This window comes from Gordonia soli NBRC 108243, from assembly GCF_000334455.1.
Lineage (GTDB): Bacteria > Actinomycetota > Actinomycetes > Mycobacteriales > Mycobacteriaceae > Gordonia > Gordonia soli.
Genome location: NZ_BANX01000007.1, coordinates 46786 through 73004, shown reverse-complemented (window position 1 = coordinate 73004; position 26219 = coordinate 46786). Strand labels below are relative to the sequence as shown.

The window sequence follows — 26219 nt, the reverse complement described above, 5'->3', positions numbered from 1 at the left end:
CGTCAAGAGCTATGACTGCAGAGCAGACGCCGCCTTGTGTGTGCAGCCGCAGTGGACGCGGCCAGGGCGGTGGACTGTCAATCGGTGTCCAGTGCTGTGGGAAGGTGACGGTGACGCCGTCGATGGTGTGTCTAGTCAAAGGGATTCAGTCTCCTGAAGATCTCCCCAGGGCTGGGGGTATGGACGGTGATGCTTGTTTCGGCCCCCGGCCCCGCCGCGAATCCGAAGCGCGCACCAATCTTCAACCGGCCATCGGGTTGTTGTTCGATGCCGCCGCCGATTTCGACACCAATACCGACACGGCCGTCGACTCCGGCCTCAACATCTGTCGACGATGGTTTGTCGCTTTCCATGCCGACCTTGCCCTCGGCTTTCCCGCCGGCGAAGCCGCCTCCGCCGACCCAAAAGCCTTTCCTCCCGATGCGTGCTTCACCATGTGCCTCGGCCTGTGAACCGGCCCGACCTTCGGCATAGGTCCTGTGACGTTCGGTCTGATCGTTCCATTCCACTCGGGCCTCGTGGGTGGGACCTGTCTCTCGTGCCCATGCTTTGCCTTTGACGGCGGTTCCTTGGCATCGACAGAGGCATCAGCTCCGGTCGAGCGCTCGGGCGGTTTCTTCTCGTAGCTTCCTCGCCATTGCCGTCGGGGGCTTTCGGGTCGAAGTCGAGCTGCCGGGGAGTGGGACTTGACTGCGATGGTGGCGGGGCTGGGGTCGGCTGCGGAGATGGCACTGTGCGAGGGCTCGTGTCCGGTGCAGGTTCAGGCGCGGGGGCGGGGCCGTTCTGTGGTGCTGCCGTAGTGCCAGAGTCGCCGCCAGCTCCAGCGCCAGCCGATGAATCGCCACCGTCGATGGTGGCTTGCCCTTCGTTGCCAGTGACCGAAGGGGACTGATGCGCATCGTAGCCGCTGCCGGCGTCGCCGTTGTTTGAACGCTCCCAAGAAGGCTGCGAGTTGGTCGGACCTTGCTGGATGTTGGCGGCATTACGTCGTCCCACGCCGATCGCTCGGAACGCGGCTCCTCGGCCGCGCCGCGGCCGCGAGACCGCCAACGCGGCGGCCCCGGCAACGACCCATGCCCCTAACGGAATCGTCGAACCACCTACAGGCGGGGCGGGCCGATCCGCCTCGACACCCTTGTCCAAAGGCTGCTGCCGGGGTGCCTGCGTGCTCGAGGACCCGTCGCTACGCCCGGGTGGGGGCGTCGGATTCGGTGTCGACGGGCTCCGAACGTCTGAGTGCTGGCCTCGATCGCTCGGTGACCGGTCGTGGCGTGGTGTTCCGGGCACGGGAACAATCGTCAGTTGACCCGGCGGCGGGGCGACCGGTTGTCCTGGCACGGGCACGATGGGTGTGCCGTTGCCTTCGCCGGGGCCTGGTCCGGGGTTGCCGGCTATGCCGGGGCCGCTCGAGGAGCCCCGGTTGTTGCCGCCGGTGGTGGGTGGCGGGGTGTTCTGCGTGGGTGGTGGGGTGTAGGTAGGGACGCTGATGCAGGGCCAGCCGGGCCCGTATTGGGCGCGCATCTGGTCACAGAGTGGGTCGGCGTGTGCGGGCGAGGAGGGGCCGGTGAGTGCGGCTGTGGCGAGTGCGATGGTGCCGGCAAGTGTTCCTGTCAGGGCGAGAAGTGTTGTGGTGGTCCGTGTGTGGGACCGTCGAGGACGGCGGGTACCTGGTTTCCGATGACTTGTGTGGGTCATTGGTTGCCGATGGTTTTGGCCAGGATGGCGTCGGTGCCGGTCCAGAACCACCGTCCGGCGATGGACATGAGGAGGAAGAAGCCGAGGAACACTGGGATCTGTCCCCATCGTTGTGACCATTCGGTGAGGTGGGTGAGGTTGGCTGCGGCCAGGACCAGCAGGGCGCATCCGGCGACGAATAGTGCTGCTTGGAGCAGGGGGAAGCCGCTTGGATCGTTGTCGGCGTCGGGGGCATGACTGTCAGCGGGATGGCGTGACGGTGTGCGCGATTCGGCGCCGGTGGTGGGTGTGGTCATGAGGGTGGATCTCCTGGACGTGCCGGGGCGGGTGTTACAGGTAGTGGGGTGTGCCGTAGACGTTGACGGTGTTGTCGTTGATCGGAGTCGAGATCGCCACGGTCACATACGAACGCACCGCGACCGGCCCCAGACAGCCATCGACTTTGACGTGCACCCCGTCGACGGTCAGACCTGCGCGGGGCCCGGCGAGTCTTTTCACCCCGAACGCGATGTCGGCGATCGTTCCGGGTTTCAACGTGGTCGATACGTTCCCGCTGGCTTGGGCTCCCACGATCAACGCTGGTGGCCACGAAATCGACATCTGCGCAGTCGGACCCGCCGTGACCCCCAGGGTCAGCCCCGAGGTGACGTCGGTATTGCACCCGATCTGGAATCCCGCGCGCACCGTGCCCGCAGAAACCGCCACCCTCCCGGCACCGCTGATGCGGCCTTCACCGCGTAGCGACAGGAATCCCTCACGCGTCCAAGTAGATTGATTCAACGGCGCCACCGAACGAACCCGCTCCTCGGCTTTGACCGCAGTCACCCGCCAACCGTCTTCGGTCACCTTCGACACCGACCGATCGCCGAACGAATCAGGCGCCGCCACCACCGGACCCGCACCCGCGCCGGTCAGGACACCGACGGCAATCGTCGCCGCAGCAACACCCGACACCGCGACACGGCCATATCCGCACCGCCCGAACCCGCCCGTACCCATCCACCACTCCACACTGATACTTTGCGATATTGAATATTGCCGATCACAGCACACGCCCCGAAAGCTCACCAACAGGAACTATTGGTTTGTGATCGAGGACACGGCCGGGTCATCCGAACGAACGACAGCAAACCAGCGCCCACGTCTACCGCACCTAGGCGTATATGAGCACCAGCCTGCCCTCAGCGCGAGCACCTCAATCGCGGAGCGGAAAGAATACGCCCGAGGCGGCGCTCCGTTTCGATGAGCTAGGCAGCGAAGCGGGTGCGTTCGGATTCATCGCGTGGAGGGCCCGCGGAAGTATCAATCGTGTAACTGATTGCAGGACAATCGATTTAGGCAATGACGTATTCAGAGGAAGAGGTTTCTGTCGTACTTCGCGCGCTGCTTTCGGCGATCTTTTTGTATGTTGGGCAGGTCATTCGGAGATCAGGATAGAACGCGCTGTTACTAACTCCCACGGTCAGCGGCTCAGAGGCCGGCGCGTTCGAGCGCGGCATCGAACTCCTCGGAGGCGGCCTTCTCGCCCTTGCCGTCGGCGATGGCACGCTGGTAGACCTCGAGGAGTTCGGTCCCGTGCTCGGCGTACCGCTTCGCCCAGGCCTCGCCGTCGAACCGCCAGTAGCCGATGATGTCGTATTGCTCTCGCTGCCATCCGAACTCGCGTCGGAGCTGTTTGCGGACCGCGCGGGACGCGGATGCCTCGGCGGCGAACCAGCAGTACCCCGGTCCCTCGGGATGGTCGAAGTCGGCGACCGCGGACGGCAGTGCACTCGCACCGTGACCGTTCCCGCCCTCGATCACCGCGCGGACTTCGACGTCGTCGCGGCGCGGGAGATAGTCCAGGTCCGATTCGTCGACGACCTCGACGATCGCAGTGGCCGCAGTCCCGGTCGGCAGTTCTTCGATGATCCGTGCGAGTGCGGGCAGGCCGGCGAGGTCGGCGACGAGCAGTTGCCATGCGGCGTCGGTCGGTGGGCGGTACCAGCCGCGCCCGTGGGCGAGGACGACCTCGTCATCGATGGACGCTTCGCGCGCCCAGGTCGTGGCGACACCGTGGTCGTGGATCACGAAGTCGACGACCATCTCACGCGTCGCGGGGTCGAGCGCTCGCACGGAGTAGTTGCGGCCCGGCGGGATCGGTTCGTCGAAGTACCCCCACGCGCCGTCACGGTTCTCCATCTCGGGTGGCCGGCGACCGTCGGTGGGGAAGTAGATCCCGACCGCCTCGTCCCCTTGGTCGGGAAGCCCGAGCGCATCGGGATCGGCGACGTCGAGTCGCACCCGGCGCAGTCGCGGGTTCAGGTCCTCGGTGGCGGTCACGCGCGCGAACGAATAGCCCATGGCGACCAAGGCTACCCTTACCTGCGGATCAGCTCCGTGCGCCGGCCTCGACTCGGCCGTTCTCGTCCAGGGCCGCGAGGAAGGTGTCGATGCGGGGCCATGTCCCGGCAGCCGCCTCGGCGCCGGCGACGAGTCCGAGATGGCTCGTCTCGACCGTGGTGAAATGCACCTCCGGCGCGTCCGCGAAGAGATCGACGCCGTGGCGGGCCGCAGCCCAGCTCACGATCGCGTCTCGGTGGCTGCCGAACAACTGGATCGGTACGCCGATGGACGTCAGATCCAGCACCCGGTCGTCGATGTGGAGTACGCCGCGCGCGATCTCGTCCCGGAAGACGAGGTTCTGCCACATCTGCTCGGCCAGTCGGCCCGGGTAACCCGGCATCGAATCCTGGAAGCGGTCGATGACCTGCATCCGCGCGAGGGCGTCCGGGTTGTCGGCGTTGCGCATGATGAAACCGGGCTTGCGGAGCTCGCGCTGCCAGGCCGTGCCGCGATACGCCAACCGCACAAGCGGCGCCGGGATGCCGCCGAGCGCGCGCAGTGCCAGTGTGAGCGGACGATCTCCCACCGGTCGCATGACCTTGCGGACCAGCGGATACGGAGCGACCGCGCCGTAGTCGAGCGGGGTGCCGACGGCGGTGATCGACCGGATCGGCAGCTCCGGGTGCGCGGCGATGGTCAAGAAGCTGACCGTGCCACCGAGGCTCCAGGCGACGAGGTCGACACCCGGCTGATCCGCGTCCGCCGACGGGTGATCGTCGAGCGCGGTGAGGATGGCCTCCGGGATGACCTCGTCGAAGAAGTGCTCGAACCCGAGGTGGCGGTCGGCGTAGGTGATGTCGCCGAAATCGAGGACGTAGGGCACCCGGCCTTCGTCGAGGAAGTGCTCGACCACGGACATCCCAGGGGCCAGGTCGTAACAACGTGCCGAGACCGCGAACGGGGGTACCAGCAGCACCGGCGGTCGGCCGAGGGCGCGGAGTTCCTCGACGCGCTCGTCCGAGCCGTAGCGGCGCAGGGTCCGATGCGGCCCGTCGGCGATGGTGCGATGGGTGGTCGGCCGGTCCTCGGCGACCTGCTCGCCACGAGCGAGTCGAACGAGGGTGCTGACGCCGTCGAGCATGTCGTCCTCCGCAGGTGTTGGCCGGTGGTCCGTCGACGGCTGTCGACGGATGGTGCACCGACCGTGAATGTTGCCATTGAACACTGTCGAGGTCATGCGCCGGCGGCGAGGTCGTGGCGGTGTGTCGTGGGTCTCATCCGATGGTCGGTGACGGTGGCACACTCGCCGACATGGGCGGCGACGCGATGGGGCAGGCTCCGGGAGGGATCGCCGTGGTCGGCACCCTGAACCTCGATCTGGTGGTGCGCGTCGAGCGTCGGCCCGACGTCGGGGAGACGGTGCTGGGAACCGGGTACTCCGAGCGGCCGGGTGGCAAGGGCGCCAACCAGGCAGCAGCGGCTGCGGGTGTCGGGCCGACGGCACTCGTCGGCGCTGTCGGTAGTGACGATGCCGGTCGGCTGCTGCTGGACGCTGCCGAGAGCGCGGGCGTCGACACGCGATTCGTCGGCAGACGTCCGGGACCCAGCGGCAGGGCGGTGATCGAGGTCGATGAGTCCGGCGACAACCGCATCATCGTGGTGGCAGGCGCGAACGACGAGCTCGCGGGAGGCGAGGTCGTCGCTGCCCTCGACGAGCTGCGTCCCACGTCCGTGCTCACCCAGCTCGAGTCGCCGCGTGCGGTCACCGTCGCGGTTGCCGGATGGTGTCGAGACTCGGGTGCACGATTCGTGCTCAACCCGAGCCCGGTCGCCGACCTCGACCCCGAGATCGTGGCGCTGGCCGACCCGCTGGTGGTCAACGAGGGCGAAGCTGCCCACTACGATCCCGGCGGTCCTGTCCGGGACGGTGACGTCGAGGAGCAAGCGCGTCGCCTGTTGTCGGTGGCGCGATCGGTCGTGATCACTCTCGGTGGTCGCGGCGTGGTCGTCGCCGACGGCCGACACGTGGACGGTCCACGCGTACAGCACATCCCGGTGCCCGAGGTGGAGGTTGTCGACACCACCGGGGCGGGCGATCAGTTCGTCGGCACGTTGGTGGCGTCTCTCGATCGTGGGCAGACCTTGGTCGAGGCGAGTGCCGCCTCGGCGCAAGCGGCGACCGAACTGGTTGCGCGCGAGCGCTAACCGGCGCGTGCGGAGGTGCGCAGGGTCAGGATGCTGATCTCCGGCGGAGCTCCCACTCGCACCGGCGGGCCCCATGCTCCCGCGCCTCGGGTGGTGTAGATCTCGGTGTTCTCCACCCGATCCAACCCTTGAACGGTCGGCTGCTGCAGGCGCACCAGGTACGGGATCGGCCACATCTGCCCGCCGTGTGTATGACCGGAGAGCTGAAGGTCGACACCGGCATCCGAGGCGTCGAAGGCCTGCAGCGGTTCGTGTGCCAGCAACAGCGCGAACCGCCGGGGATCGCGGCCGGCCAGTGCTGCATCGAGGTCTGGTTCGTACGGAGCGGGTGCGGTGCGGTCGTGTATTCCGACGATGTCGATACTCGCCCCGTCCCGGGTGATCGCCGACCGCTGGTTGCGGAGCGTCGTCACGCCGTGCCGCTGCCAGACGTCGAGCCACTTGCCGCCGTCGTCGGCGTAGAACTCGTGGTTTCCACTGACGCCGAAGATCCCGAGCGGGGCCCGGAGGTCGGCCAGCGGTCCCAGGTCGGCACCGACGAGATCGACCGTGCCGTCCACGAGATCGCCGGCGATCACGACGAGGTCGGGACGCTGACGGTTCACCTCGTCGACGACCCGTTGGACGAACGCGCGACCCCGTGCGGGTCCGACGTGAAGGTCGGAGACGAGGGCGACCCGGACACCGTCGAACTGCTGGGGAAGGCGGGCGAGCGGGACGTCGGTGTGGGTCACCTGTGGGCGCGCTGCCTCGGCGACCCCGTATCCGACGGTGGCGACGGCGGCGATCACCACCACCACCGAACCGAAGCGCACGAATCGCTTCCGTGCCGAATCGGTCGCTTCGCGGCGCTCGGTGCCGCGCACGCGTCCGACCAGGCGGAAGACCACTGCGACCAGTCCGACGACCAGCAGTCCGAGGACCAGATAGAAGACCGTTGCCAACCAGACCCATCCGGCGAACGCAAAGGGTCGGGCCCACGCGGGGTCGAGGAGCACGCCGCTGCTGACACCGATCAGCGCGAGCACGTACAGCAGTACCAGCGCGCCATCGGCGACGAGCGACCACGGCCGCGTGAGACCGGTCGCACGGACCAGGCGTCGATGGAACCAGAACGTGATGAGTGCGAGCACCACGGCCAGGACTATCTGCATCGGATGATGTCACCCCTCTTGCCGACCGGGACGCGCGTGGGTCGCGGCAACCACCGCCGGTGTGCCTGCCAACGGTAGCGTCCCGGTCTGTCGGGGCGTGGTCAGTGGTGCTGCGTGCTCACATCCGTTCCCCGGGGCGTGATCGCGAAGACCGCCGCCGCGACCGCGATCATCGCGAGACCGCCGATCAGGAAGGTGTCACGCATCGAATCGGTGAACGCCTCCGATGCGCGAGCAGCCAGCTGCGGCAATCCCAACTCTGCAGCCGTGTGCATCGCCGACCCCAGCGATTCCGACGCCGCCGAGGTGACATCCGCGCCGACGCCGGGTGACGGCGAATCGACCAGTGATGACCGGAAGAGTGCCGACGCGACGCTGCCGAGAACCGCCACGCCGAGCACGTTGCCGAGATCGTACGAGGTCTCCTCCAGCGCGGCGGCGTTGCCCGCCTTGGCATCCGGTGTTCCGGACATGATCATCGCAGAGGCGATGGCCAACGAGCCGATCGCGACACCGACGAGAGCCTGCGACAGGGCGATGAGCCAGTACGGGACGGGCCCGGTGCCGACAGCGAGCACGGTCATGCCGACTCCGGCGATGCCTACGCCGCCCGCGAGCACCGTGCGTGCGCCGAGCCGCCTGGCCAAGGGGGCGGCGACCAACGAGGAGACGATCGCCATCCCGGCGACCGGTAGCAGGCGGACGCCGGTCGCTATCGGCGACTGTCCGTCCACGAGCTGAAGCCACTGGGCCAGCAACAGAAGGGCGGCGGCCATCGCGAACATGGTGCCGAGCGCGGCGAGGACGCCTGCACTGAAAGCCCGACGCCGGAAGAGTCCGAGGTCGATCAGTGCGTCGGGGTCGCGCAGGCAGCGTCGGACGAACACCGCGAGGATCGCCACCGCCGCGGCCAACGCCAGCCAAGCCGACGGATCGACGAGCTCCGATTCCTTGGCGAATCTCTTGATGGACCACACCAGCAAAACCATTCCGGCGACCGACATGCCCGCGCCCACGTAGTCCCAACGACCTGGTTTCGGATGGCGCGACTCCGGCAGGATCAGTGCGCCGGCGACGAGTGCGATGACCATCAACGGCACATTGACCAGAAACGCTGCACGCCAGGAGAAGTACTCCAGCAGCAGGCCGCCGACGATCGGCCCGATCGCGGCGCCGAGGCCGGAGACCGCAGCCCAGAGTCCGAGTGCGGTGGCACGTTCGGCGGGGTCGGTGAACACGCTACGAAGCATCGACAGGGTGGTCGGCATGATCATCGCGCCACCGACACCCAACAACGCACGCAGGGTGATGACCGCGGCAGGAGAGTCGGCAACCAAGACCAGGCCCGAGGCGACGGCGAAGACCGCGAAACCGGCCAGCAGCATGCGCTTTCGGCCCCATCGGTCGCCCAGCGAGCTCATCGTGACCAGCAGGCCGGCGAGCACCAGTGAATAGGCATCGACGATCCACAGCTGCTGGTCCGATGTCGGGCGCAGGTCGGCGGCGAGATCGGGGAGGGCGATGTTGAGGATCGTCAGGTCTACGGTGATGACCAGCAGGCTGAGCGACAGTACGGTCGCCGACGCCCATCTCCGGCGGAAGGAATAGCCGGTCTCAGCGGTCGTCACGGACATCGTTGCCTCCGGAGGTCAGCAGAGCATTCAAGGTGTGGGTGATCTCCTCCACCGACATCGGTGTCCCGTGGAGGAGGGCGTGGATGGTCGCACCGTCGACGAAGGCGGTGACGGCGCGAGCTGTCCCCGCACCGACGTGCGGAGACAGCAGGTCGATCAATCCGGTGGACCATCGCAGGGCGAGGTCGCGGAGGTGCGGGTCGACCATGGCGGCCGACAGCAGCGCCATGTCGGCGCGTGCCATCTGCTCGTCGGAGATGTAGTCGTGCAGAGTCCGCGCGAAAGCCTCTGGCGAGGGCCCGTGCCCGATGAGTGCGTCCGCGACCTCGGACAGGGACACGTCGACCTCGTCCGCCAGCGCGGCCAGGGCCTCCGCGCGCAGGTCGTCGAGGGTTGCGAAGTACTGCGTGGTGGCACCGAGTGGCACTCCTGCGCGCTCGGCGACCAAGCGATGGGTCAGACCCGCGGACCCGAGTTCGCGGACCAGTTCGGTGGCGGCCGCGACGATGCTGCGGCGTCGCTCCGCCGGATCCCGCCGGCGACGTCGAGGTGCGTTCTCGGCCATGACATCCTTTCTGTACATAAGTACATGTACGTTTGTACATTAGCGCGGCCGTCCTGTCACGCCGATCAACCGGCATGATGGCGTGATGGCGCAGATACTCGTGGACGTCGACGCACTGACCGAGGCGATGCTGTCGGATCGCCCGCCGGTGATCCTCGACGTCCGTTGGCAGTTGGGCGACGATCGCGGGCGCGAGCATTACCGGGAGGGACACATCCCCGGTGCGGTCTTCGTCGACCTCGACGCCGAACTGGCTGGCCCGGCCGCGACGGAACGTGGCAGGCATCCGCTCCCCGACATCGCCGACCTACAGGCAGCGGCGCGGGCGTGGGGTATCGACGACGGCTCGCCGGTGGTCGTCTACGACGACATCGGAAATCTCGCCTCGGCCCGTGCCTGGTGGCTGCTGCGGTGGGGCGGACTCACCGACGTCCGGCTGCTGGACGGTGGCCTCGGCGCCTGGCGGGACGCCGGGATGCGACTGTCGTCGGGCGACACCACGCCGCGCGCGGGCGCCGTGACGCTCGAAGCCGGCCACCTCCCGGTCGCCGACATCGACGAGGTCGCGGGTACTTCGTCGGTCCTGCTCGATGCCCGCGCGTCCGAGCGGTACCGCGGCGAGGTGGAGCCGATCGACCCGCGAGCCGGGCACATCCCGGGGGCGATCTCCGTACCGACCGCGGAGAGTCGCACCGCCGATGGGAGGTTCCTACCGGCCGATGAGCTACGAAAGCGATTCGCCGACAACGGAGTCGAGGACGGAGCGGCGGTCATCACCTATTGCGGATCGGGTGTCAACGCCGCACATCAGGTCGCGGCCCTGGAGATCGCCGGGCTGACCGGCGCACTGTTCCCCGGCTCCTGGTCGCAATGGTCCGCCGATCCCGATCGACCTGCCGCCGTCGGTCCGACGCCGGAAGGGGAGCCGACCTGACCGGTCGCCTCAGCGGGCCTCGAGTTGCTGGACCCAATCGGCAGGGACTCGTTCCCGCGGTCCGGGCACTGTCTGGTCGACCGGATGCGATGTCGGCTCCGCCAGGGTCGGCCCCTCGAACACCGAATCGTCGGTGAAGTCGTAGAACCAGTCCTCACCCGGCTCGAAGCTCTGGATGATGGTGTGCCCGGTGGCATTCACATGGCCGCGGGCATGCCGGTGCAGCGAGTCGTCGCAGCAGCCGACGTGCCCGCAGTCGACGCAGCGGCGGAGGTGGAACCACCACGAGCCCGTTGCTTCGCAATCCGCGCAGCCGGGTCCGCTCGGACCCACGGAGGTGTTGATCGGTCGGTCGGCCATCGTGGGCTCCGTTCTTCAGGGTCTCACAGCGCTTCGAGTCGGCTGCGCAACGCCGAATCCGTCTGTCGCACAGCGTGCCCGACGGCGGGCTCGATCACTGCACCAAGGGCTCTGCCGGCGATCCCGCCGGGCAGGTCGTAGGTGAACTCCACGTCGACGTCCGTACCGCCGTCGACGTCGGCGAACCGCCACACGGTGCCCGCCGCGAAACCCTTCACCGGCTCCAGCCGCACGATCTCGTTCTCCACGAACTCGGTCACCTCGACGGTGGACGACAATGCCTTGGGGCCGATGCGCATCTCGATGTCGAAAGTCGCGCCGAGACCGTAGGTGACATCGGTGACCGGATCGAACCGATCGACTCCGAACATCCAATCGGGCACGTGGCGATGGTCGTTCACATAGGCGAACGCTCGATCACGCGGTGTCTCGACTGTCGATCGATGTCGGACTATGCCCACCTCGGCTCCTTCGTGTCGCATCGCGCATCCCGGTGGATGCCATCGCCACGAACTCTAGCGCGTCGATCAGCAGTGCGTTCGGAACTCGAACACGGCAGCCAGTTGTCCACGCGCGTCGTCGATCTCGGCGTCGCGGCCGGCGATCTGATGGAGAAGCGCGCGCTGGAAGATCCCGTCGATGGTGATGTAGGCCGTCGCCGGGGTGATCGACGGTTCGACGTCGGAGAGTTCGCAGAATCGGGCGATCACCCGCCAGATCATCTGCTCGCGGCGTTCTTCGATGTCGAGGACGTCGGCACGGAACGAATCGTCGAACAGGCTCTGGTTGCGCAGGTCGTACCAGAGGCGGTGGATGGGCGCATCGGCACGAAGGGTCTCGAAGAAGGTCTCGGTGAACTCGATCTGTAGCTGCTCGGCGCTCTCCGCGCGTGCCACCACCTCGTCGTAACGGGTCACGCAGACCGCCTCGTACTGCCGGACGGCATGCGCGATCAGGTCGAGTTTGTCGGTGAAGTAGTAGTGCAGGACGCCGTGGGAGTACTCCGAGTTCTGCGCGATCTCACGCAGGCTGGTCCGTGCGTAGCCGAGTTCAGCGAGCGTGTGGAGGGTGGCCAACGCCAGTTCAGTGCGACGCGCCTCGAACTTGCCGGGGGCGCGCTCCTCCGCTCTGGTCGTGGTGTCGGCGACCTGTGTCACGTGTTCGTCCTGTCCCTGTGCAGACGCTCCTGGCCGATGCCGTCGGCTCGTGGTCGGCATCGCACCGTGTGGCGATGAGTGTAGCCGGTCACACCGAAGGAGGCCTCTCTGGACAACTGTCAAGGATTCTCTTGACGACTGTCAAGAACTCGCCATAGTGTGATGCGCAGCACAACGTCACCAGTGTGTGTGCTGTAGCGCACCGACTCGGTGCTCTTTTCGATCTGCTCGACTTCAACGGAGAGGTGCGGACATGACGAGTTATGACCTGACCGGGCGGACAGCCCTGGTGACCGGGGGTGCGCAAGGCCTGGGCGCCGGTATGGCCGAAGCGCTTGCCGCGGCCGGCGCCTCGATCGCAATCGGGGACGTGAATGCCGATGGTGGCCAGGCGACTGTCGAGGACCTGCGGTCGAAGGGAGCGAAGGCGGAGTTCGTCTCGCTCGACGTCACCGACGACAGTGCCTGGGAATCCGCGGTCGCGTCGGTGGTCCAGTCGCTCGGCGGCCTCGACATCGTGGTCAACAACGCCGGGATCGAGGTGACGAATCTGATCGTCGACCTGGACGCCGCTGCCGCGTCGAAGATGCTCGACGTCAACATTCTCGGCACCGCACTCGGCATCAAGCACGCGTTCCGGGCGATGCGCCCGGGAGGAGCGGCGGGCAAGGGTGGCGCGGTCGTCAACATCGCGTCGGTGGCGGCGACCATCGCGTTCCCGGGCATCAGCGTCTACTCGGCCACGAAGTCCGGTATCGACCGGCTGACGAGGGTGGCGGCGGCCGAATCGGGCAAGCTCGGCTACGGAGTCCGGGTCAACTCCATCTACCCGGCCCTCACGCCGACCGCGATGGGCAACAAGCTGGCCGTCGAGACCGCCGAACTCGGCCTCTTCCCGTCACCCGAGGCGGCGGCGCAGGCCGTCGCCGAGCTCACGCCGCTGGGACGTCTCGGACAGGTCGACGACATGGCCGATGCCGTGGTCTTCCTCGTGTCCGACGCCGCCAAGTTCATCACCGGCGCCGGCCTGCCGGTCGACGGCGGCATGGGTATGTAAGACCACGCCACCTCTCACCCAGATCACACCGACACCCGAGGAGTTCGATCATGCCCACCGACAAGCGCGTCGTCGTATACGGAGCATCCGGCTACACCGGCCGACTCATCTGTGAATACCTGCGCGAGTACAACATCCCGTTCCTGGCGGCCGGCCGCGATCACGGCCGGGTCAAGGTTGCCGTCGACGCGGTTCCCGGGATCGACACGGTCGACCACGAGATCGTGGAGGTCGAGCACACCACCGCCTCTCTCACCGAGGCGTTCCGGGGCGCCGACATCGTGCTCAACACGGTCGGCCCGTTCGCACGCTACGGCCACGAGGTCGCCGAGGCCTGCCTGGAGATCGGCGCCCACTACACCGACACCAACGGCGAGCAGAACTGGATGATCGACGCCGAGGAGCAGTACGGCGCCGAATTCGCCTCGCGCGGACTGGTCATCACGCCCGGACTGGCCCAGATGTACTCCATCGGCGAGATCGCGGCCAACATCTGTCTCGAGAACCCCGGCCTCGACACGCTCGACATCCAGGTGTTCTGGAAGGGACATCCGACGGTCGCATCGACCAACACCATCCTGACCAACGCAGCGTTCGCGAAGGCGTACTACCTGGAGCAGAACGAGTACGTCGAGTGGCCGCCGGAGGACGGCCTGTACACCGTGAGCGTCCCCGGGCAGCACGAACTCGGGCTCGCGCTGCCGTGGGGCGGCACCTCACATCCGGTGTGGTTCAAGAACGACCCGCGGGTCCAGACGGCCAAGGCACTCGGGGGCGTCTTCAACCGACCGCTGATGCAAGGGGTCCCGGTGCTCGTGGCCGCGGCTCTCGAGCAGATGGAGGGCAAGTCCGAGGAAGAGAAGTACCGGATCATCGACGAGCAGTCGTCGGCGATCCGCAGCGAGATGCCACCTCGCGAGAACCCGCGGATCAATACATCGCTGGACTCCGTGTACGCATCCGGTCCGCTGGGCCGCGCGCACTGCGTGATCCACGGTAACTGCAACTACAAGCAGACGGCCCTGCTGAACGCCCATGCCGCAGGCGAATTGCTCCAGGGACCGCCGCGACGGGTCGGATTCGCATCGAGCTGCCAGGCCTTCGGTCATCGCGAACTCCTCGGTACGCTGCGGGCGTTCGGCCTGGTGCTCGATCCGATCGTCTCCGTCCACCGCTGAGTCGGGCGATCATGCGTCTCGTCGAGTATCTGGACAAGGGCGCCTCGATGGGCCGTGGGGCACCGTGCCTCACGGCCGGTGGGGTGAGTGCCACCTACGGTGAGGTGCAGGACCGGTCGGTGGCGATCGCAGGTGCGTTGCAGCACAACGGGATCGAGGCCGGTGACCGGGTCGCGGTGCTGTCGGGAAACGATCCGCTGGCCCTGACGTGCGTGTTCGGCATCTCGCGCGCGGGAGCGGTGTGGTGTCCGGTGAACCCGCGCAACGAGGCCGATGAGAACCGGCAGTTGTTCGATCTGTTCGGATGTCGGTTGCTGTTCTTCCAGGAGAAGTTCGCCGACCTCGTCGATCGAATCCGGGCCGATCTGCCCGAGCTGACCTGGCTGGTCTGTCTGGATGGGACGGTGGAGTGGGCAATCGGATTCGAGGAATGGCTGGCCACCCATGATGCCGCAGCAGACGAATCGCGTCGGCCCGAGGGCGGTCTGTGCATGCTGGCGGGTACCGGCGGCACGACCGGGCGTCCGAAAGGTGTGCGGCTGACCGAGCTGAACATGATGACCTCGACGGCGTCGGCGTTGATGAGTTATCCGTTCGGGCAGCGACCGCGGTATCTGGCACTCGCGCCGCTGACACACTCCGCGGGGGTGCTGACGTTCCCGATCCTGAGTCTCGGCGGCGAGGTCGTGATCATGTCGGCCCCGGACATCGGGGTGTTCCTGGAATTGATCGAGTCGCACCGGATCACCCATGCGTTCTTGCCGCCGACGGTGATCTACGGGGTGCTCGACCATCCGGATCTCGATCGACGGGACCTGAGTTCGTTGCGGTGTCTGTGGTACGGGGCGGCGCCGATGTCGCCGACGCGGTTGGAGGAGGCGTTGTCGCGGATCGGTCCGGTGTTGGGTCAGCTCTTCGGGCAGACCGAGGCGCCCAACATGATCGCGACGTTGGCGCCGGCCGATCACTTTCGGCCCGACGGGTCGGTCGCGACCGAGCGGCTGAGCTCGGCGGGACGGCCGACGCCGTTGACGACGGTTGCGATCATGGGGGCCGGCGGAACGCTGTTGCCGACGGGCGAGCGCGGCGAGATCGTGGTGCGGGGTCCATTGGTGATGGACGGCTATCACGAGAACCCCACGGCGACAACGGAGGTCGGTGCGCACGGCTGGCATCACACCGGCGACATCGGTTATCTCGACGCCGACGACTTTCTGTATGTGGTCGATCGGGCCAAGGACATGATCATCACCGGCGGGTTCAACGTGTACTCGGCCGAGGTCGAGCAAGCCCTGTTGGCGCATCCGGCGGTGAAGGACTCGGCGGTGATCGGGCTACCCGATGCCAAGTGGGGTGAACGGGTGACCGCGGCGATCGAGCTGCGCGCCGGACACGATGTGGCGACCGAGGAGTTGATCGCCTTCGTCAAGGAACGCATCGGAAGCGTGAAGGCGCCCAAGGAGATCGAGATCTGGACCGAACTACCACGATCCAAGGTCGGCAAGATCCTCAAGGCCGAGGTGCGCGGGACGATGGGGGAGGCGCACCGGACAGCCTGACGCGCCGTCGGCTCAGCGGCCGGCGAGGAGTGCGGTCACCGTCGGCTTCGTCACGGCGAGCCAGTCCGCGTACGCCGCCGGGTCGTCGTGCTCGGAGTCGATCACGTAGAGACCCCGGCCGGGCACGGTCCCGCCGATCTCGGTGAGGACCGGGCGCAACGTCAGCTCCGGAGCGAGCGAGTGTGCCGGACTACCGCCGAGCAGCAGTGGGATCGCGACGCCGGAGAGTCCGGTGCCGCCGGCGAAACGGTCGAGGAACAGCTTGAGCAGACCGGTGTACGCGGCCTTGTAGGTCGGGCTGGCGAAGACGACCAGGTCTGCCTTGCCGACCTGGTCGACGAGGCTCGCGATGTCGGCGTCGGACCAGTCCAGGATCGCGGTACCGAGCGTTGCCAGGTCGACGACCAGGTCGGGCTCTCCGCCGGACAGTTCTCGGGCGACGTGGGTTGCCGCGGCGAGCGTCCGGCTCGCGGGCTTCGGGTTGCCTACGACGACGGCGGTGGTGGTCATGGGTGATGTCCCCGTTCAGTTGGTTGACGGCTCGCTGATGGTCGGATCAGTCGGTGATCGGCGGATGCCAGAGGCCGCGACGGCGCAGCTCGGGCAGCACGCCCTCGCCGAACCAGTAGGCCTCCTCTAGGTGCGGGTAACCAGACAGGACGAACTCCTCGATGCCCACCGCCTGATAGGACTCGACGAGGTCGGCGATCTCGGAGTACGAGCCGACCATCGCCGTGCCCGCACCACCCCGGACCAGACCGACCCCCGCCCACAGGTTGGGGTGGATCTCGAGGCGGTCGGTGGCGCCTTGGTGCAGCGCCACCATGCGTTGTTGCCCCTCTGACGCCGACTGGGCCAACCCGGCTTGGCTCCGTTCGATCTCCTCCGGCGAGATCTGGGCCAGCAGGCGCTGCGCCTCGGCCCAGGCGTCCTCGGAGTTCTCGCGGGCGATGGTGTGCAGGCGGATGCCGAACCGCAATTCGCGGCCCGCGTCTGCGGCTGCCTTGCGAACGCGATCCAGCTTCTCCGCCACCGACTCCGGGGGCTCACCCCAGGTCAGGTAGACGTCGGCGTGCCGCGCGGCCACGCCGATCGCGGCCGGCGACGATCCGCCGAAGTAGATCTCCGGGACCGGGTCGGGGACCTGTCGGAGGACCGCATCGGCGACCTGCAGGTGGTCGCCGTCGAAGTCGACGGTCTCGCCAGCCCAGAGTCGGCGGACGATCTCCAGGAACTCGTCGGCACGCGCGTAGCGGTCATCCTTGTCGAGGAAGTCGCCGAACATCTGCTGCTCGTGGTCTTCGCCGCCGGTGACGACGTTGAGCATCAGGCGGCCGCCGGATTGGTTCTGGAAGGTACCCGACATCTGCGCGGCGAGGTAGGGCGACAGCAGTCCGGGGCGGAACGCCACCAGGAACTTGAGCCGCTCGGACAGGCTGTTGATCATCGCGGTGGTGATCCACGCGTCCTCGCACCATGCGCCGGTCGGTGTGAGCGCACCTTCGAAGCCGAGTTGTTCTGCGCTACGGGCGATCTGGCCGAGGTACTGGACCGATGGCGGTCGACTCGCGGTCGCGCTCGACGCGCCGTGTCCGCCGCCGACGATGTTGCGACTGTCGCCGCCGTTGGTCGGGAGGAACCAGTGGAACCTGAGTGTGCTCATCTCGGATGCCTCTCTACAGCTGCCCGTGGCGCGGTGGGAACACGCCGTCGACGCGCCACCGGCCGAGGTGCTGCAACTTCCAGGCCGCCGGATCGTGCAGCGTGTGCGTCCGGGCGTTGCGCCAGTGCCGGTCCAGCGACTGCGAGCCCGCCGCCGAACGCGTACCCGACACCTCGAAGAGCCGGCTGGCGACGTCGACCGACACCGCGGTCGTCGAGGCGCGCGCGGCGGCCACCGCGAGCGTTGCGGCGCCGGTGGTCTCGTCGGTGAGGTCGGCGTTCGCGCGATCGACAGCTCGTCCGGCCTCGGCGAGCAACGCCTCTGCGCCCCGGACGGCGAGTTCCATCTCGCCGAACGCGTGCACGATCAGCGGGTCCTCGGCCGCCCGCTCGACCCCGGCGTCGGGGTAGGGCCTGCTCTTGGTGGTGACGAACTCGACGGCGTCGTCGAGCGCGGCTCGCGCGATCCCCGCATCGATGGCCGAGTGGAGCAGCTGAGCGAACGAGCCGTACGTGGTGGGGCCGTCGAACTCGACGGCGTAGTCGGTGATCAGGTCGTCCGGTACTCGGACGTCGGTGAGGGTCACGGTTCCGCTCGACGTGGTGCGTTGCCCGACGGCGTCCCAATCGTCGGCGATCTCGAGCCCCTCGGAGTCCTTGTGCACCCAGGCCACATGCAGCGGCCCGTCCTCGCCGAGGTGGGCGAGGGTCGGTATCCAGTCCGCGAAGATCGCGCCGGTGCAGTAGTACTTGGTGCCGTTGAGTCGCCACGCATCGCCGTCGCGGACGAGCGTGGTCGTGTATTCACGGACGTGCTTGGTGCCGCGTTCGGATTGGGCGTTGCCGATGCTCTTGCCGGCGAGCAGCTCGGCGAAGATCCGCGCCTGCTGCTCGAAGGTGCCTTGCAGTCGGAGCTGGTTGACGAAGGCGAAGTGGCTGTGCGGGATCTGGCCGATGTTGGGGTCACCCTTCGAGATCAGCCGGATGATCTCGGCGACCACACTCGCCGGCAGGTCGGCGCCACCGTGCTCGGCCGGCACCGTGATGGCCAGCAGGCCGCTCGCGCCGAGCTGTCTGATCTCGTCGTGCGGCAGGATCTTCTCGCGATCACGTTTGCCGGCTCCTCGGGCGAACTCCGCGCCCAGTTCGGCCGCGGCGGCGACGGCCTCGTCGGCACCCAGCACGGCGACCGCCGATCGCGTGGATGCGCGGGATTCGTCGGTCACGTCACCACTCCTTGCAGGTCCCGCCCGTGCGTGCGTCTGCGTCCGGGCGCGCATCGATCACGACCGAATGGCTCGGGCCGCAGAGGACGTTACGCAGCGGCGCCGACGCCGGACAAAGCTTTCGATCGTCATGATTCCATCGGGAGCGACGCGTGCTCTGCCGCTCCCACTGATCGAGAACGCGACCTCATCTCAACGCGGTCATCTCAACGCGTCCATCTCAACGCCGCCAACTCCCATCGACGACCGCATCGACTCCGCAGACCTGCAGCGCGCCGAGGACCAGGGCCCTCAAGCCCCAGATGAACTCGGATTCGACGTCGTCCGCGGGTGGGGCGGCGTCACGTGCGCTCTGCGGCAGCACCGACTGGCCGTAGGAGGCGTAGATGGTGTCGCCCAGCGCGACGCAGTGGAATGCGATGGTCGAGAGCAGCCACGCGGCGGTGTCCGGGGGCAGGTCGTAGGCACTCGCGACCTCGACGTGGTGGCCCGCGATCTTCGCGACCATCGTCGGTGTGGTGTCGTCGCGCCGCGTCAGATAGGGGGTGATGCCCGGATGTCGATGTGCCAGTTCGCGAATCGACCGACCGAACGCCAGCAGGTAGTCGGGGAGCGGTGGCGCATCGGGGGTGCATCCCGGGATGTCCCAACCGACGAAGATGGCCTCGGCGATCATCTGCCGCAGTTCGTCGACGCCGCTCACATGCTTGTAGAGCGCGGCCTGGGTCACGTCGAGTGACTTGGCGACAGCTGCAAAGGTCACCGCCGGCAGCGTCAGTTCCGTCCCGGCAGCGACGATTCGATCAGGATCGATCCGGCGCGGCCTGCCACGACCTCTCGGTGCGGATCTGCGAAGGGTCGGCTCCGTTGTCGCGGTCGTCACGTCTCCGTCTGTTGCCACATTTTGTAGGGTATCCCTAAACTAAACCCATGACATCGACAGACGCGACGTCCCGGAACAAGAAGGCGTTGGCCGGCGACGACCATTCGCGCGAGTTGCAGACCGTGGCGGCGCGGGTTGTCGAACTGTTCAGGCCGAGCCCGGCCCTGCTGCGCGTCGTCCTCGACATCGGCGCCGCGGCGTCCGATGGCACGTGGGCGCGCCCGAATGTCGCTGTCCGCTTGAATCTCGGCCCTGAATTCGACGACGTCTCACGGGTCTACACCGTGCGCGACGCCGACCTCGCGACCGCACAGATCACCGTGGACGTCGTCCAGCACGGAGCGCCCGGCCCGATGATGCGCTGGAGTGCGGCGGTGCAGGTGGGCGACGAACTCCGCCTGGTCGGTCCGCGACCGCACTTCCTCGCGCCCGAGGGAGAGTCGGCGACGGTGTTGTTCGCCGACGACTCGGCCCTCCCGGCGCTGTACGAGATCCTCCGGGCCTGGCCGTCGGGTCGGCGGGCGGTGGCATACGTCGCCAGCGAGGACGACGTGGCGGTCGCCGAGCTGCCCCGGACGGTCGACGTCGCAGTGGAGAGCGTGGGGGTGGACGTCGGCAGTCTCCTCGCGGCGGCCGTAGCCGTGCCGGCGCCGTCGCAACACGTGGTGTGGGCTGCCGGTGAGCGCGACGAGATGCGCTCCATCCGGACGCATTTCCGATCCAATGTCGGACTCGGTAAGGACGACGTCGCTGTCTTCGGCTACTGGAAGCGTGGTGTGAGCACCACCGACATCGACCGTGTCCGCCTGGCCACCTACCAGGATCTGCTCGCGCGCGGAAAGGGACTCGCCGATCTGGACGACCTGGCCCTCGACATCTGAGGCGCGCGTCGAATCGTCGGTCGAGGACTTGTAAATATATCGATTATCGATATTGTTGGCCGTGTGACCCCGCCTGGAGTACCTCCCGAACCGACGGTCGAGCGGCTGACCCTGTCCATCGAGGACTTCAACACGGTGTTCATCCGGTTGGCGTCGTCGGACCGGATGAGCTTCTCGGCATTGTCGGTGATGCACACCCTGTCGCGACGTGGGCCCTGCCGACTGAGCGACCTGGTCGGTACCGAGCAGATCAAACAGTCGGCGCTCACCACGGCGGTCGCGAAACTCGAGAGCGACGGACTGCTCGCACGGCGGCCCGATCCCGCCGACGGTCGAGCCGCATTGCTGTCACTCACCGCGGCGGGGCGGAAGGTCGTTTCCCGTAGGCACTCCGAGCGAGCGGAGCGGATGACCGAACTCCTGGCCGAGCTGCCGCCGGCCGACCGCACGCGTCTGCTGGAGGTCGCGGACGTCCTCGATCACGTCGTCCGGATCGCCGCGCGCCGCGATGCCGAGACGGGGCACGGCAGATGAGCAGCTCCGACCTGGACCGTGTGACCGCGTCGCCGATCGCCGTGGACGATGCGGTACTGGATGATCTGCGATCACGGTTGCGGTCGACGGAATGGCCGCCGGACGAGGGCAACGACGACGGTCGGTACGGCGTACCGCGAGCGCTGTTGGAAGATCTGGCGAAGTACTGGGCGGACGAATTCGACTGGCGGGCCGCGGAACGCGCCATGAACGCCTACGAGCACCACGTCGCGGATGTGTCCGGGGTCAGGGTCCACTTCATGCGCAAGCCGGGTGTCGGGCCGCGGCCCGTACCGTTGATCCTCAGTCACGGATGGCCGTGGACCTTCTGGCACTGGTCCAAGGTGATCGACCGGCTCGCCGACCCCGGAGCCTTCGGAGGTGATCCGGCGGACGCCTTCGAGGTCATCGTCCCGTCACTGCCCGGATTCGGGTACTCGACGCCGACCCGTCCGGACATGAACTTCTGGAAGATCGCCGACGTGTGGCACGAGCTGATGACCGACACGTTGGGACACAGCAGGTATGCCGCTGCCGGCTGCGATGTCGGAGCGCTGGTCACCGGACAGCTCGGCCACAAATATGCCGACGAGCTGTACGGCATCCACATCGGATCCGCGCTCAAGCTCAGCATGTTCACCGGTGACCGTGCGTGGGATCTGTCCGGTGGACAACCCATCCCGCCGGATCTGCCCGACGATCAACGGCAGCGTCTGATCGAGATCGAGAGCAGATTCGCGGTACACCTCGCGGCGCACGTGATGGCCCCCGCGACGTTGTCGTACGGCCTCGCGGACTCACCGGTCGGCATGCTGGCCTGGATACTCGAACGCTGGATCAAGTGGTCGGACAACCGCGGCGACCTCTTCTCCGTCTTCACCCGGGACGAATTGCTCACCCACGCCACGATCTATTGGACCGGCAACTCCATCGCGAGTTCGATCCGCACCTATGCCAACAACAACCGGTATCCCTGGACGCCGTCGCACGATCGGATGCCGGTGGTCGAGGCGCCGACCGGCATCACCTTCGTCGAGTACGAGAACCCACCCGGCGTCCACGGCACCGATGCGCGCATCGCATCGTTTCTCGCCGGCGACCGCGCTCAGTGGTACAACCACGTCGCGATCACGGCGCACTCGGACGGCGGTCATTTCATCCCGTGGGAGATCCCCGAATCGTGGACCGCCGACCTGGTCCGTACCTTCCGCCCGCTGATCCCACGACCGGTCAGCTGAGTCCGCCGCGACAAGAGTTCGGTGCGGGGCGACCCGCCAGGCGGTCGGTGATCCAGCTCTGCGCGGAGACGAGAGCGGGCAGGAACTCGAGCCCGTGTCCGACTGCGAGGCCGGGGAAGACCGGTGGCAGCCACGTCGTCGTGTCCAGCGTGACCGTCGCCCCCTGTGCACACCAGTCGCCGGCCATCCGGCGGACCTGGTGATACGGGATCACGTCGTCCTGCGTACCGCCGGCGACCAACACCGGCGCAGAGGGCTTCAGCGTCCCGATGCGTTGGAGGTCCACCGCCCGTCGCAGGGCCGGTGACCGCTTGATGATCTGATCCGGCTGCACACCCCCGAGGGTGAAGACGTTCGGCGGTCGGAACATGAAGCGCAACGCGGCTTCGCCGATACAGGTCTGTGCCGACTCGGCGAGCATCTGCTTGCCGTACGGGCTGAGGGCGGCGTCGATGGCCGGGCGGGTCTCGGGATAGTCGGCGCGGATCCCGTTGAGCGCGTAGCCGAGCAGCGCCGGCCCGGCACCCCCCACGGCACCGGGGACGATGCCGTTGATGACCGGCCCGCGGAGTACCTCGCGGAGGTCGGCCGGTGCTGCGCCGGAATAGGTTCCGCGGAGGTCGAGTTCGGGAGCGTACGTCGACTGCAGCTCAGCCGCCGAGGCGGCGGCACCGCCGCCCTGGGAGTAGCCGAACACGACCGCCGGCGCGCGACGCCCGGTGAGCTGCTCGGCCGCGCGGATCGAGTCGAGCACCGCGTGGCCCTCGGCGAGACGGTTCACGTAGTCGTGCATCGCTGGGGTCCCGAGCCCGTGATAGTCGGTCATCACCACGTTCATCCCGCGGGCCAGGAGTGTGTAGGTCGTGAGGATCTCGTAGTTGAACCAGAGGTCCAGCGGGAAACGGTACTGCGGCAGGTTGCCGATCGTCTTCGACGCGGCGCACTGGTCACCCTGGCCCTGGGTGCCCGGCGCCACCGAGACGAGCGGTCGGGGACCGGGTCCGTTCCACGGAAGCGACGAACGGAGGTAGGTTCCGGTGACCGCCGCCGGTCGACCGTGGGTGTCGTTGCTGAGGTACATGATCCGCGTCGCGACTGCCGGGATGGGCCCGCCCTGTGAGGGCACGCTCAACGTGACCGGGTGGACCTGTCGACGCAGGATCGTGCCCGGCTTCGCGCTCGGCAACGGTTGCGGCGGTTGGTAGAAGCCGTAGGAACCGAGACGACCCGGTGCTGCCGAGGTCGGCGATGCAGACCCGATCACGCCCGCACCCGCGACCAGAGCGGCCACGAGGATGAGCGTGGCGCGGTGCCGCCACGGTCGTCGATCAGCGCGGATGACGTTGTGGTGCATCGTCTGGGACCTCTCCTCGGTCGCGGCCGGCTCACCCGATGGGCAGTCGGCCGCGCATCACCTTCCCACTCGGATTGCGTGGGATCGCGTCGATCGACACGAAGCGCTTGGGTACCTTGTACCGCTCGAGGCTGGCCAGCACATGACGTTTCAGCTCATCGGCGTCGAGCGCGGAGCCGTCGGTGATGACCACGAAGGCGTTCAACACCTGCCCGTATTCGGCGTCCTCCACGCCGACCACGACGGTGTCGGCGACGGCCGGGTGGGTCGACAACACGTCCTCGATCTCGGCGGGGAAGACGTTCTCACCGCCCGACACGATCATGTCGTCTGATCGGCCGGAGATGAACAGCCGCCCCCGATGGTCGACGTGCCCGACGTCGCCGGTGTCGACGTGCCGGTCCACCACCATCTTCCGTCGAGCCGGGGCATTCGCGTCGGGTGTGTAACCGGAGTAGTCCAGCGGTCCGCGGACCAGGATCTTGCCGGTCTGCCCGTCCGGCAGTCGATGTCCGGTGTCATCTGTGATCCGGATCGACACGCCCAGCGCCGGGGTACCGACGGTCGACGGTTCGTCGACGAGGTCGTCGGGGGTGGCGATGGAGACGAGACCCGCCTCGGTCGATCCGTATCCGTTGACCAGGATCGGTCCGAACGTCCGGTGGAATCCGATGACGGTCGCGCTCGTTATCGGTGCCGCCCCGGTGACCGCGATCCGCAGGCGATGGGCGCGCACCAGCTCGTCGATGTCGGATTGGGCGAGCAGGCGCTGCACCATCACCGGTACCAGGTAGAGCACCGTGATGTCATGGCGGCGGATGTCCTCGGCCATCCGGCGTGCATCGAACCTGCGGTGGCACACCATGGTGGCACCGACGGCGACGGCCCCGAGAGCGGCGACCAGCCCGAAGCCGTGGAAGAAGGGAGGGCCGATCAGTGCCACGTCGTCGCGTCGTAACCCGATCCGTGCACATCCGGTCGCGGCGAGCTGCACGATCCCCCAGGGGCTGATCGTGCGTGGGACCCCCTTGGCGAGACCGGTTGTGCCGGAAGTCAACAGCGTCACACGGCCGGAGGTCCAGTTCCGGCGGGGCCGCGCCACCTGCCCCTTCCCGACGGTCTCGCGGTCGAGGCAGATCGCGGTGCCGACCGCGTCACTCGACCGGATGGCCTCGGAGTACTCGTCGTCGTGCACGAGGACATCGGGTCGATGCCGGTCGAGCACCGCGAGGAGTTGCGTCTCCGGCATCTCGGTGTTGATGGCGACGACCTCGGCGCCGACCGCGGCCGCAGCGGCAGCGCCGACGACGAAGCCACGATGGTTGCGGCACAGGACGGCGATCGACCGGGGCCCAGTGCCCGAGTCGGTGAGCAGGTGATCGGCCAGCGCGGTGATCTGTCGGTACAGCTCGGCGTAGGTGATGGCGCCGTCGTCGTCGACGACGGCCACCTTGTCCGGATGTCGTGCTGCGGCAACGGCGAAGAGAGTTGTCAGCGTCGGTCCGTGATACCAGACGCCGCGCGCCATCCGGACCGCGGTCGCCGGGCTCGGCGGCGCCAGTACGCCGGAGCCGGCGACTGCGCGCGCAGCATCCCACCACTGCCACCGTGCCGAACGGGCAGATCTCTTCTGCACGCTCATCGATCCCCCGGCGCCGCAGAAGTAGCGGCCATCGCGCGGAGGAAGGCGGTGTTCGACGCGGGTGTCTCGACGCCGCGGCGATCCAGCAGGGTGAGGGCGATGGTGAGCGGCGCCTCGAAGGCGATCCCCAGCAGGCGGACGGCGGCCATCCCGCGTGGCGCCAGCGCACGAGGTCGATGGGTGATGGCGTGTGCCAGCACGTGTGCGGCCTCGGCCGGCGTGTGGCCGGGGACCCGCGTGACCCACTTCGTCGCGACCATCCGACTCTTGATGTGACCGGCGTAGACACTGGTGACGTCGATCCCGTCGGCACTCGTCTCCATGCCGACCGACCGGATCCAGGTGTCGAAGCCCGCCTTGCAGCCGAGGTAGAACCCCCACCGGGGAGCTGCCGGCGACATCCAGAGCCCGGCGGTGGCCACATTGATGATGTGTCCTCCGCCTGCGGCCCGCATGGCCGGCAGCAGCGCCAAGGTCAGCCGCATCGGGCCGAGGAAGTTGACACCGACCATCGCCTCCATGTCGCGCATCCGCTCGGCACTGCGATAGACGCTCCGACGCAACGACTTCCCGGCGTTGTGGATGAGAATGTCGACGCGACCGTGATCGGTCAGCACGCGGTCGGCGAAGAAGTCGACCGCTGCCATGTCCCCGAGATCGAGACGATACGAGTGGGCGGTGCCGCCGGCGGTGCGGATCTCGTCCACGATCTCGTCGAGGCGTTCGCGGGTCCGGGCGGCGAGGACGACCGTTGCCCCGGCCGATGCCAGCAGGCGCGCAGTCGCCTCGCCTTGTCCGAAGGATGCACCGGTGATCACCACCACCTTGCCGCCGACCGCGGCGGCCAGCCGGTCGGCGTCGCGGTCCATGGGTGGGCCGACCGTTGCGAGGGTCAGTCGACTGAGGATGTCGGGATGCAGCGCGCGGTCCGCCTCGGAGGGCGGCAGTTCAGATAGCGTCATTATGCGAGATAACG

General features: G+C 67.7%; 26 protein-coding genes. 9 read left to right on the top strand and 17 right to left on the bottom strand.

Going from position 1 to position 26219, the window contains the following annotated elements; genetic code table 11:
- Window positions 1–110 precede the first annotated feature (110 nt).
- A complete protein-coding gene (locus GS4_RS25550) occupies window positions 111–452 on the top strand; it encodes a hypothetical protein (RefSeq protein WP_157226515.1) in 342 nt (113 codons plus the stop codon).
- Window positions 453–1691: 1239 nt separating this feature from the next.
- On the opposite strand, the gene GS4_RS05580 is transcribed toward GS4_RS25550, so the two are convergent.
- The 4 genes from GS4_RS05580 to GS4_RS05565 all read right to left on the bottom strand — a co-directional run bounded on the left by GS4_RS05580 (window position 1692) and on the right by GS4_RS05565 (window position 5161).
- Window positions 1692–1991: a hypothetical protein gene (locus GS4_RS05580; RefSeq protein ID WP_007618355.1), complete on the bottom strand. Its 300-nt coding sequence runs from the start codon at window positions 1989–1991 to the stop codon at window positions 1692–1694.
- Between the two features lie 34 nt (window positions 1992–2025).
- Window positions 2026–2694 (bottom strand): MspA family porin, encoded by a 669-nt coding sequence (locus tag GS4_RS05575; RefSeq protein ID WP_007618354.1) that lies wholly within the window; start codon window positions 2692–2694, stop codon window positions 2026–2028.
- Between the two features lie 471 nt (window positions 2695–3165).
- Window positions 3166–4038 (bottom strand): siderophore-interacting protein, encoded by an 873-nt coding sequence (locus tag GS4_RS05570; protein ID WP_040509645.1) that lies wholly within the window; start codon window positions 4036–4038, stop codon window positions 3166–3168.
- 28 nt (window positions 4039–4066) lie between these two features.
- Window positions 4067–5161 carry an alpha/beta hydrolase gene (locus GS4_RS05565; RefSeq protein WP_007618352.1) on the bottom strand — a complete coding sequence of 365 codons (1095 nt, stop codon included), beginning with the start codon at window positions 5159–5161 and terminating at the stop codon, window positions 4067–4069.
- A 170-nt stretch (window positions 5162–5331) separates the two neighbouring features.
- Here GS4_RS05565 and GS4_RS05560 point away from each other — a divergent pair, with 170 nt between their 5' ends.
- Window positions 5332–6225, top strand: coding sequence for a ribokinase (locus tag GS4_RS05560; RefSeq protein WP_245555579.1), 894 nt, complete (start codon window positions 5332–5334; stop codon window positions 6223–6225).
- On the opposite strand, the gene GS4_RS05555 is transcribed toward GS4_RS05560, so the two are convergent.
- From GS4_RS05555 to GS4_RS05545, 3 genes are all read right to left on the bottom strand, one after another.
- Complete coding sequence (locus GS4_RS05555) at window positions 6222–7379, bottom strand: metallophosphoesterase (protein WP_007618350.1); 1158 nt, start codon at window positions 7377–7379, stop codon at window positions 6222–6224. The two genes, GS4_RS05560 and GS4_RS05555, sit on opposite strands and share 4 nt — an antisense overlap.
- 101 nt (window positions 7380–7480) lie before the next feature.
- Window positions 7481–9013 carry an MFS transporter gene (locus GS4_RS05550; protein ID WP_007618349.1) on the bottom strand — a complete coding sequence of 511 codons (1533 nt, stop codon included), beginning with the start codon at window positions 9011–9013 and terminating at the stop codon, window positions 7481–7483.
- Window positions 8994–9578 carry a TetR/AcrR family transcriptional regulator gene (locus tag GS4_RS05545; RefSeq protein WP_007618348.1) on the bottom strand — a complete coding sequence of 195 codons (585 nt, stop codon included), beginning with the start codon at window positions 9576–9578 and terminating at the stop codon, window positions 8994–8996. The genes GS4_RS05550 and GS4_RS05545 overlap by 20 nt, the downstream gene beginning before the upstream one ends.
- A gap of 85 nt (window positions 9579–9663) precedes the next feature.
- Between GS4_RS05545 and GS4_RS05540 the strand changes: the two genes are divergently transcribed.
- Window positions 9664–10512: a sulfurtransferase gene (locus tag GS4_RS05540; RefSeq protein WP_007618347.1), complete on the top strand. Its 849-nt coding sequence runs from the start codon at window positions 9664–9666 to the stop codon at window positions 10510–10512.
- Window positions 10513–10521: 9 nt separating this feature from the next.
- Here GS4_RS05540 and GS4_RS05535 read toward each other — a convergent pair whose 3' ends face one another.
- The 3 genes from GS4_RS05535 to GS4_RS05525 form a co-directional block, all read right to left on the bottom strand.
- Complete coding sequence (locus tag GS4_RS05535) at window positions 10522–10872, bottom strand: UBP-type zinc finger domain-containing protein (RefSeq protein WP_007618346.1); 351 nt, start codon at window positions 10870–10872, stop codon at window positions 10522–10524.
- 23 nt (window positions 10873–10895) lie between these two features.
- Window positions 10896–11333 carry an SRPBCC family protein gene (locus tag GS4_RS05530; RefSeq protein WP_007618342.1) on the bottom strand — a complete coding sequence of 146 codons (438 nt, stop codon included), beginning with the start codon at window positions 11331–11333 and terminating at the stop codon, window positions 10896–10898.
- Between the two features lie 66 nt (window positions 11334–11399).
- Window positions 11400–12029 (bottom strand): TetR/AcrR family transcriptional regulator, encoded by a 630-nt coding sequence (locus GS4_RS05525; protein ID WP_007618340.1) that lies wholly within the window; start codon window positions 12027–12029, stop codon window positions 11400–11402.
- A gap of 253 nt (window positions 12030–12282) precedes the next feature.
- On the opposite strand from GS4_RS05525, the gene GS4_RS05520 reads away from it, so the two are divergent.
- The 3 genes from GS4_RS05520 to GS4_RS05510 are packed head-to-tail and all read left to right on the top strand — an operon-like array spanning window position 12283 to window position 15823.
- Window positions 12283–13086, top strand: coding sequence for an SDR family NAD(P)-dependent oxidoreductase (locus GS4_RS05520; RefSeq protein ID WP_007618337.1), 804 nt, complete (start codon window positions 12283–12285; stop codon window positions 13084–13086).
- Window positions 13087–13136: 50 nt separating this feature from the next.
- A complete protein-coding gene (locus GS4_RS05515; protein WP_007618335.1) occupies window positions 13137–14264 on the top strand; it encodes a DUF5938 domain-containing protein in 1128 nt (375 codons plus the stop codon).
- A gap of 11 nt (window positions 14265–14275) precedes the next feature.
- Window positions 14276–15823 (top strand): AMP-binding protein, encoded by a 1548-nt coding sequence (locus GS4_RS05510; RefSeq protein WP_007618333.1) that lies wholly within the window; start codon window positions 14276–14278, stop codon window positions 15821–15823.
- A 12-nt stretch (window positions 15824–15835) separates the two neighbouring features.
- On the opposite strand, the gene GS4_RS05505 is transcribed toward GS4_RS05510, so the two are convergent.
- From GS4_RS05505 to GS4_RS05490, 4 genes are all read right to left on the bottom strand, one after another.
- Complete coding sequence (locus GS4_RS05505; RefSeq protein WP_007618330.1) at window positions 15836–16333, bottom strand: NAD(P)H-dependent oxidoreductase; 498 nt, start codon at window positions 16331–16333, stop codon at window positions 15836–15838.
- A 46-nt stretch (window positions 16334–16379) separates the two neighbouring features.
- Window positions 16380–17486, bottom strand: a complete 1107-nt coding sequence (locus GS4_RS05500; RefSeq protein WP_007618328.1) for an LLM class flavin-dependent oxidoreductase — start codon at window positions 17484–17486, stop codon at window positions 16380–16382.
- A 13-nt stretch (window positions 17487–17499) separates the two neighbouring features.
- On the bottom strand, window positions 17500–18711 hold the full coding sequence (locus GS4_RS05495; RefSeq protein WP_007618327.1) for an SfnB family sulfur acquisition oxidoreductase: 1212 nt from the start codon (window positions 18709–18711) through the stop codon (window positions 17500–17502).
- Between the two features lie 220 nt (window positions 18712–18931).
- Window positions 18932–19474 (bottom strand): hypothetical protein, encoded by a 543-nt coding sequence (locus GS4_RS05490; protein WP_007618326.1) that lies wholly within the window; start codon window positions 19472–19474, stop codon window positions 18932–18934.
- A gap of 167 nt (window positions 19475–19641) precedes the next feature.
- On the opposite strand from GS4_RS05490, the gene GS4_RS05485 reads away from it, so the two are divergent.
- The 3 genes from GS4_RS05485 to GS4_RS05475 all read left to right on the top strand — a co-directional run bounded on the left by GS4_RS05485 (window position 19642) and on the right by GS4_RS05475 (window position 22247).
- Entirely contained in the window at window positions 19642–20475 is an 834-nt protein-coding gene (locus tag GS4_RS05485) for a siderophore-interacting protein (RefSeq protein ID WP_040509644.1), read from the top strand.
- A 63-nt stretch (window positions 20476–20538) separates the two neighbouring features.
- Window positions 20539–21009 carry a MarR family winged helix-turn-helix transcriptional regulator gene (locus tag GS4_RS05480; RefSeq protein WP_007618324.1) on the top strand — a complete coding sequence of 157 codons (471 nt, stop codon included), beginning with the start codon at window positions 20539–20541 and terminating at the stop codon, window positions 21007–21009.
- A complete protein-coding gene (locus tag GS4_RS05475) occupies window positions 21006–22247 on the top strand; it encodes an epoxide hydrolase family protein (protein WP_007618322.1) in 1242 nt (413 codons plus the stop codon). Before GS4_RS05480 ends, GS4_RS05475 begins: the two co-directional genes overlap by 4 nt.
- Here the strand turns inward: GS4_RS05475 and GS4_RS05470 are convergent.
- Genes GS4_RS05470 through GS4_RS05460 form a run of 3 tightly spaced genes read right to left on the bottom strand, consistent with a single transcriptional unit; the run spans window position 22240 to window position 26205 of the window.
- Window positions 22240–23601 (bottom strand): alpha/beta fold hydrolase, encoded by a 1362-nt coding sequence (locus tag GS4_RS05470; protein WP_007618320.1) that lies wholly within the window; start codon window positions 23599–23601, stop codon window positions 22240–22242. The genes GS4_RS05475 and GS4_RS05470 overlap by 8 nt on opposite strands.
- 31 nt (window positions 23602–23632) lie before the next feature.
- Window positions 23633–25243 (bottom strand): AMP-binding protein, encoded by a 1611-nt coding sequence (locus GS4_RS05465; protein WP_007618318.1) that lies wholly within the window; start codon window positions 25241–25243, stop codon window positions 23633–23635.
- Window positions 25240–26205 (bottom strand): SDR family NAD(P)-dependent oxidoreductase, encoded by a 966-nt coding sequence (locus tag GS4_RS05460; protein WP_007618316.1) that lies wholly within the window; start codon window positions 26203–26205, stop codon window positions 25240–25242. The genes GS4_RS05465 and GS4_RS05460 overlap by 4 nt, the downstream gene beginning before the upstream one ends.
- Window positions 26206–26219: the final 14 nt, after the last annotated feature.